Below are 7,669 nucleotides of genomic sequence, written 5' to 3'. Positions count from 1 at the left end.
AGAAAAGAAAAGGAGACTAAGCAACCGTTAATTGCTTAATCTCCTTGGATAGCATAACCCTATTTGACATAGAGCCAAAATCAAAAGACTAGTTACTAACTCGCCTCTTACCTCAATCAGGGGTTTGTTCTTTAACTAGTCTTTTATTTTCTTCTATTATTCTTTATTCCCAGTGGTTAGCCACTATTTATAGCATCAAAATCGTATCATGAACCACTCGTACCCTTAGAGTAGTTAGTAAAATCAAGGGTTACAAAATCTCGGGACCTATTCCCACTCAATCGTTCCTGTCGGTTTTGGTGTGAAGTCATAAAGTACACGACTCACGCCTGGCACTTCGTGGGTAATGCGATCAACAATCTGTTGCATAAGATCGAATGGAATGTTTTCGACGGTTGCTGTCATTGCATCTTTGGTATTGACGGCACGCACAATAACTGGCCAATCGTAAGTACGCTTACCGTCTTTGATACCAGTTGATTTAAAATCAGGTACCACGGTAAAATACTGCCATACTTTTTCAGCCAGACCGTTCTTAGCAAATTCTTCGCGTAAAATTGCATCTGATTCTCTGACTGCTTCTAAACGGTCACGAGTAATTTCGCCCAAACAACGAACGCCTAAACCTGGTCCTGGGAAGGGTTGACGGTAAACCATCTCATGAGGGAGTCCCAAAGTTTCACCAACTATACGCACTTCATCCTTGAAGAGAATCCGCACAGGTTCTACTAATTCAAAGTTCATGTCTTCTGGTAAACCCCCCGCATTGTGGTGAGCTTTGATGCCGTCTTCACTTTCTAAAATATCGGGCCAGATAGTTCCTTGAGCTAAGAAGTCTACGCCTTCTAACTTGCGCGCTTCTTCAGCAAAAACTTCGATAAATTCATTACCGATAATCATCCGCTTTTCTTCAGGATCAGTTACGCCTTCTAATTTCGTTAAGAAGCGCTCCACACTATCTGAATAAATTAAGTTGGCATCCATTTGGTTTTTAAAGACTTCAACCACTTGTTCTGGCTCGCCTTTACGCAATAAGCCATGATTGACATGGACACAGATTAATTGTTTGCCAATGGCTTTAATTAATAATGCAGCTACTACAGAGGAATCCACGCCTCCCGATAATGCTAATAGAACTTTCTTGTCGCCTACTTGTTCTCTGATTAAGGAAATTTGTTCTTCAATAAATTTCTCAGCCATCTCTGGGCTTGAAATACGCTCCATAGCTTCAGGTCTTCTTACTTCTACCATTGTATTCCTCCTAAATTTTATCTCTTGCGTTTATTCTATCATGCTTCAGCGAATGAAAGTATGTTTTTACAAGTTTTTATTCGGAATTTATCCTTTTTGTTCGCCTTTTAAATCTATTCGGCCAAAAGATAAGTTTTAGTATTTTTTAACGTGAATATGGTCGATATAGTGATTAACCGACTTATGCAAGACCACATCCGCTCGTGAACGAGTTGGCTTAATATGTTGGATTAAGTTAGGCAAGTTGATGGTAAACCAAACATTATCTGCATAAGCGATGGCTTCTTCTCGACTCATATTACTCATTTTATGATAATAATTAGAAGAATCTGTTTTCGCCATTTGTAAGTGAACCAAGAATCGCTCAACAAACCACTTATGGATTAGTTCTTGTTCAGCATCCATATAGATCGAAAAATCAAAGAAATCACTGACATAGATTTGTTGATTGGAAGGAAGTTGCAAAACATTAATCCCTTCCACAATTAAAATGTCCGGATTATTGATGATTTGATACTGACCTTTGACAATGTCATAACATAGATGGGAATAGGTCGGTACTGAGAAAGGAGAAGTCTGCGTCTTAATATGAGTCATAAATTCTAAGAGTAAGGACATATCATAGGACTCTGGAAAACCTTTACGGTGTAGCATCCCTCTTTGTTCTAGAACCTCATTTGGATAGAGAAAACCATCGGTAGTGATTAACTCCACTTTCCGTTTAGGAAAGGTCTCACTTAGCAATTGATGGAGCAAACGAGCCGTCGTTGATTTGCCAACAGCTACTGAACCTGAAATTCCAATGATGAAAGGCACCTTGCGGTATGCAAATGGGTCCACTTCCCCCATGGCAAAAAATTCCTGTTTAGCCATATTGTATTTCATGGTATGTTGAAAATCTGCTTCAATATAATGTAATAACGGACCATAAATTTCTCTAACATCTGTTTGCGTCAAACGGTCTTGGAGCGACACTAAACTAGCCAGCTCATCAATCGGTAAAATCTCTAAATTTTCCGATTGGAAAGCTTGCCATTCTTTACGATTATAGGTGGCATAATAATCGTTCATTGCAAAATACATATCTTCCTCCTACTGAAGTCTCATAATGAATTAATACAAACTTCTTGTAATATGTGTTAAAATACTCCAATGAAACAGTATTTTTTAATGGTTAATTTGGCTCTTATTTTAGCATAAGCGCTACCATTAATATATATCTTTTACAGAAAGGAGCTAGTTCATGAACCATTCATTCGGTAAACCTCATTATTCTTTGAAATCAACTTCAAGCAAAAAAAATAAGCTGGGCCTTGGATTTGCTCATTCTAAAATTATTTTAATGGGTGAACATGCCGTGGTTTATGACTATCCGGCCATTGCCATTCCTTTCAAACCCTGTCAGGTAAAAGTCCAAGTGACACCTTCTGCTTACGCTTACTCAACCATTGACTGTCCTTATTATAAGGGAGCTTTTGAACAAGCACCGGATCATTTAAATAATTTAAAGATGGCTTTAAAACTAACCTTAGACTCCAAACAACTACCCAAAAGACCACTTCATATTGAAATTCTATCTGAAATACCACAAGAGCGTGGTATGGGATCTTCAGCAGCTGTTTCTGTGGCTTTAATTCGAGCGGTTTGTGACTATTATGGTAAGACCATCAAGGATTATCACTTACGCATGATTACAAATGAAGCAGAAGTGATTGCCCATCAATCGACATCGGGGATAGATACCCTAGTAACTTCTTCCAATCGATCTATTATATACTGTAAGAGTCAGCAAGCTCGTGATTTTGATTTGGACTTAGAAGCTTATCTAGTAGTGGCTGATTCCGGTCAAGTTGGCCAGACCAAATTAGCTGTCAATCACGTTGCCCAACTAAGACAAAGTAAGGCTAGCTTTGTTAATGGCGCTATGGAAACGATTGGTTTTTTTGTGCGTCAAGCCTTCCTAGCGATTCGTAAAAAAGATCCACTTGAACTGGGTCGTTTAATGACTTACAACCACTATTATCTCAACCAATTAGGTGTTTCCAACCCTTCCCTTGACCACATCGTCAATGCCGCTTGGTTAGCTGGCGCTTTAGGAGCTAAATTAACCGGTGGTGGCATGGGCGGTTGCGTGATTGCCTTGGCTAAAGATCAAACTCATGCCCAAATGATTGCTGAATCGATGGAACAAGCCGGTGCAGAAAAAACATGGCTACTTAACCTTTCAAAAGCAGAACAAGCAAAGGAGTCACATCATGACTAAAGATTTTATTGCTAATTTTCAAGCCCATACTAATATTGCTTTAATCAAGTATTGGGGCAAACGCAATCAAGACTTGATGTTGCCAGTTACCTCTAGCCTTTCTTTAACGCTAGAGGCTTTTTATACGCAAACACAAGTGCATTTTTCTAAGAGTTATGACGAGGATCAATTTATCCTAAATGATCAAACTCAATCTATCCAAGAGCGGCAAAAGATTTCGCGCTTTTTAGACCCGTTTCGTCAAATCAAGAACACGGATTTAAAAGCACGAGTAATTAGTTACAACCACGTCCCCACTGCAGCAGGTCTAGCTTCATCGGCCTCAGCCTTTGCTGCTTTAGCCTGTGCCTGTAATGAGGCCTTAAATCTCAATCTATCTCAAGAAGAACTTTCAATCATGGCCCGCTTTGGTTCAGGCTCTGCCTCTCGCTCTTTATTTGGCGGCTTTGTGGAATGGGAAAAAGGACAAGGTGAGGACTCTCAATCGAGTTTTGCTCGTGCTTTTGATGATGCCGATTGGGACATTGGCATGATTGCTTTAGTAGTCAATCATAAGGCTAAAAAGTTTTCCAGCCGTCAAGCCATGCAACACACCATTGAAACTTCGCCTTTCTACGCTTTATGGGCAGAGGAAGTAGCTAAAGATTTAGCATTAATTAAGGCAGCCATTAAGGCTAGAGATATTCAAAAAATCGGTCAAATCACTGAACATAATGCCATGAAGATGCATGCAACCATGTTGGCAGCTAATCCAAGCTTTAGCTACTTTCAAGCGGAATCCTTAAAGGCTATGGAAGCCGTTCGCCAACTGAGAAAGACTGGCTTAACTGCCTACTTTACCATGGATGCGGGACCGAATGTTAAAATCATCTGTCCCTACAGTCAAATTCCTGCCATTCAAGAAAAGTTGAGGCAAGACTTTCACCCGCAAACAATTATTGTCTCTCGCCCCGGACCTCAACCCTTCTCAATTCCGCTTATTAATCATTAGGAGGATCGTCATGAATCCTAAGCATTGCCTTCAATCATCACAAACTCAAACCATAAAAATCCCTGGCAAACTCTATATTGCTGGTGAATACGCTGTTTTGGCGCCTAAGCAAGCAGCTATCTTGATTGCGGTCGACCAGTACCTTGAGCTGACAATCCGTCAAAGGACTAAGAAAGGCTGGCTGATTGAAAACCATCAAGGAGGCTATGCGCCCCTTTGCTTAGAAACAGATGATTCGCACTTGAGAGTTGCAGAAGACTATTCCCTAGAAGAAGATCAACTGGACCAGTGGCGTTACGTGATAGAAGCAGCTAAGGTGACCCACACCTTCTTACAAGAATCGAACTTTAATAGTCGAAACTTTCATTTACACATTCGATCACAACTATTAAGTGACTCGGGTAAAAAATACGGTCTAGGCTCTAGCGGTGCCGTAACAGTCGGTACCATCCAAGCTATACTTAACTTTCACAAAATCAAGCTTTCAGCTGAGAGGCTCTACCGCCTAGCCGTTATCAGTCAACTGCGTCTAGGAGCTTCTGGTAGCTTTGGCGATATCGCTGCTAACGCTTTTGGTGGTTGGACCTATTATATGGCACCTGATCGCAAGCTTTTAAAAGAAATGATCGCTAACGCTCCTTCGATTACGGCTTTATTAAAGCAAGAATGGCCAGATTTAATAATTGAAAACTTAGCCGTTTCTAAAGACTTGCAAGTCCTGGTTGGCTGGACTCAGCATACGGCTTCTACCGACAATTTGGTCAAACAATTAAAAGACCAAATATCTGCTCAGCCACAAGCTTTCCAAGCCTTTATAGATCAAGCCCCTGCAGTCGTTCGTCAATTAAAAGATGGACTAATTAATAATCAAGCAGACCTGATCCAACAAGCCATCAGTAATTACCGTAACTTACTACTTGGCTTAGGTAAGGCTTATAACCTATCCATTGAAACGGCTGCTTTAAATCAGCTGATTGAAATTGGTAATCAACATGGCTATGCTAGCAAGAGTTCAGGGGCTGGTGGTGGAGATTGCGGTATTGCCTTAGGTTATGATATAAATACCAAGGAGAGCATTCTCAAGCAATGGAAAGTTCAAGGAATTGTGCCCCTAAATCTTCAAGTGGCCCCACAATCAAGCTCAGAAAGGATTGAATAGATAATGACTTCTTCTTTATCGACCAATCGTAAAGATGACCACCTGCGTTATGCTTTAGACCAACAAAAGACTAGAAAAAATAATTCCTTTGATGACGTCCGTTTTGTCCACCATTCACTGGGTCGTCTTCATATCCATCAAATTGATTTATCCACTCAATGGGCAGGTAAAAAACATTCTTTACCTTTTTATATAAATGCTATGACAGGTGGCAGTCCTAAAACAAAAAGTTACAATCAGCATTTAGCCCAAGTTGCTGCAAGTACTGGTTTAACCATGGCGGTCGGCTCTATTTCAGCTGCCCTTAAAGACCCTCAAGTGGCTGATTCCTTTACCATTATTCGTCAAATGAATCCCCAAGGCTTTATCTTAGCCAACCTGGGAGCCCATCATGATCTGGAAAATGCCAAAAGAGCCGTCGACTTAGTTCAAGCCGATGCCTTACAGATTCATTTAAATACCGCTCAAGAGGTTGTAATGCCAGAGGGGGATCGTGATTTTTCAAACTGGAAAGAAAACATTCAAAAAATCGTTGATGACCTAGGGGTGCCTGTTATTGTTAAAGAAGTTGGCTTTGGTATGAGTCAAGAGACCCTTCAAGAACTAAAGGAATTAGGGGTCCAAACGGTGGACCTAGGTGGACGTGGTGGCACCAACTTTGTTCAGATTGAAAATCAGCGCAATGACCAGCTAGACTTTTCAAGCTTGACCAACTGGGGGCAAACCAGTGTAGAAGCTTTGCTAGAATCGCTGAATTTTCAAGATCAAATCAACATTTTAGCTTCGGGTGGTATCCGCGACTTTTTAGACATCGTCAAAGCTTTAGCTTTGGGCGCTAAAAGTTGTGGGATTGCAGGCAAATTTCTGCATTCGGTGGACCAATTAGGTGTTGATGCGACCGTTGATTGGGTAGGTGATTGGGCCTCAGCCCTTAAACGAACCTTACTCCTCCTATCGTGTCAATCAATTGAAGATTTGCGCAAAACAGATTTAATCCTCAGTGGCGAAAGTTACCATTGGGCTACAGCCAGACAGCTTGATGTCAACGCTCTTGCCCAACGCAGTCGAAAAAGCGAAACTTTCAAGACTTAATTTTTTTAATGTTTATTTTTGTTAGACGCTAAGACATAAGCATGCCCATTTTAGAAGCACCTTGTGTAACATATGTTTGACAACTCTAGAGTTTTCTTAATAGTTTTTATTCGTCTAATTCCCAATATCCATTATTACCACTTCCAATATATCTTAGGTTTTCTATTTCTTTAATTCGTCTTTCAATAGTTTTTTCACTTACACCAGCTTGTTCAGCTATTTCTTTTCTTGTTATCTTATTGTTAGCTCTTATCTTATCTATAATAAAGTCTATTAAATCTTCCTTGTACTGAACGACATCGTGAGCGTCACCGTGAACGACAGTCTCCCCACCCACTTTTTTCGTGGCAATTTCCTTAAGAGGAATGATGGTTTTAAAAATATCTCCTTCTTCAAAAACAGGTTCGGCTCCTGAATAAAGTTTTGCGTATTTATAGGTGTTTCTCATACCAGAGCCTAGTTCATCAGCAATTCCAATTTCTCGAAAGACTTTTGATATAGGTGGGTTTTTTGGAAAGGGTTTAAATCTTTTTATATCCAAAACACCTAAACCATGGGCTAGATTACTATTTTCAACTAAGATTTTTTCATCATCTATAATCATCTTGGCTGGAAAGCCACTAGAATAATCCCTATGGGCTAGGGTGTTGGATATTATCTCCCTTAAAATCATATCTCTTGCATTAACATTTAAAGTCCCGTCTAGAACAAATAAATCATTTAGATGTTTTTGCCCAAAGGCTAAAAGTCGATCATAGGAATCAATGAGGTTGGTTATCACCACATCTCGATCATCATAACGGTCTTTATTTACAACTCTGAAATCATGTCGACAAAGTAAATAGTTCAAATTAACGCAAGGGTCTATCTTTTGAAAGACATTTCGGTTATCTTTAAGTTGGAAAGCAAATCG

General features: G+C 40.0%; 6 protein-coding genes and 1 pseudogene. 4 read left to right on the top strand and 3 right to left on the bottom strand.

The window, feature by feature from the left end:
• Positions 1-267: 267 nt before the first annotated feature.
• Positions 268-1,194: pseudogene (guaA, locus tag ACQV2O_RS08325) on the bottom strand (glutamine-hydrolyzing GMP synthase); the annotation flags it as partial.
• 192 nt (positions 1,195-1,386) lie between these two features.
• Positions 1,387-2,334: a type I pantothenate kinase gene (coaA, locus tag ACQV2O_RS08320; RefSeq protein ID WP_428873339.1), complete on the bottom strand. Its 948-nt coding sequence runs from the start codon at positions 2,332-2,334 to the stop codon at positions 1,387-1,389.
• Between the two features lie 160 nt (positions 2,335-2,494).
• On the opposite strand from coaA, the gene mvk reads away from it, so the two are divergent.
• Genes mvk through fni form a run of 4 tightly spaced genes read left to right on the top strand, consistent with a single transcriptional unit; the run spans position 2,495 to position 6,756 of the window.
• A complete protein-coding gene (mvk, locus tag ACQV2O_RS08315) occupies positions 2,495-3,514 on the top strand; it encodes a mevalonate kinase (RefSeq protein ID WP_428873337.1) in 1,020 nt (339 codons plus the stop codon).
• Entirely contained in the window at positions 3,507-4,505 is a 999-nt protein-coding gene (mvaD, locus tag ACQV2O_RS08310; RefSeq protein WP_428875537.1) for a diphosphomevalonate decarboxylase, read from the top strand. Before mvk ends, mvaD begins: the two co-directional genes overlap by 8 nt.
• Before the next feature lie 10 nt (positions 4,506-4,515).
• A complete protein-coding gene (locus tag ACQV2O_RS08305; RefSeq protein WP_428875536.1) occupies positions 4,516-5,664 on the top strand; it encodes a phosphomevalonate kinase in 1,149 nt (382 codons plus the stop codon).
• Positions 5,665-5,667: 3 nt separating this feature from the next.
• The gene (gene fni / locus ACQV2O_RS08300) at positions 5,668-6,756 is read left to right on the top strand and encodes a type 2 isopentenyl-diphosphate Delta-isomerase (protein ID WP_428875535.1); all 1,089 of its coding nucleotides are present in this window, start codon (positions 5,668-5,670) and stop codon (positions 6,754-6,756) included.
• Positions 6,757-6,862: 106 nt separating this feature from the next.
• On the opposite strand, the gene ACQV2O_RS08295 is transcribed toward fni, so the two are convergent.
• Positions 6,863-7,669 (bottom strand): HTH domain-containing protein (locus tag ACQV2O_RS08295; RefSeq protein ID WP_428875534.1); only part of this gene is annotated, 807 nt, incomplete at its 5' end.

The sequence above is a fragment of the Facklamia sp. P13055 genome (assembly GCF_050409445.1).
Lineage (GTDB): Bacteria > Bacillota > Bacilli > Lactobacillales > Aerococcaceae > Facklamia.
Note: the sequence above shows the minus strand (reverse complement) of the source record. Positions and strands in the feature narration are given on the sequence as shown.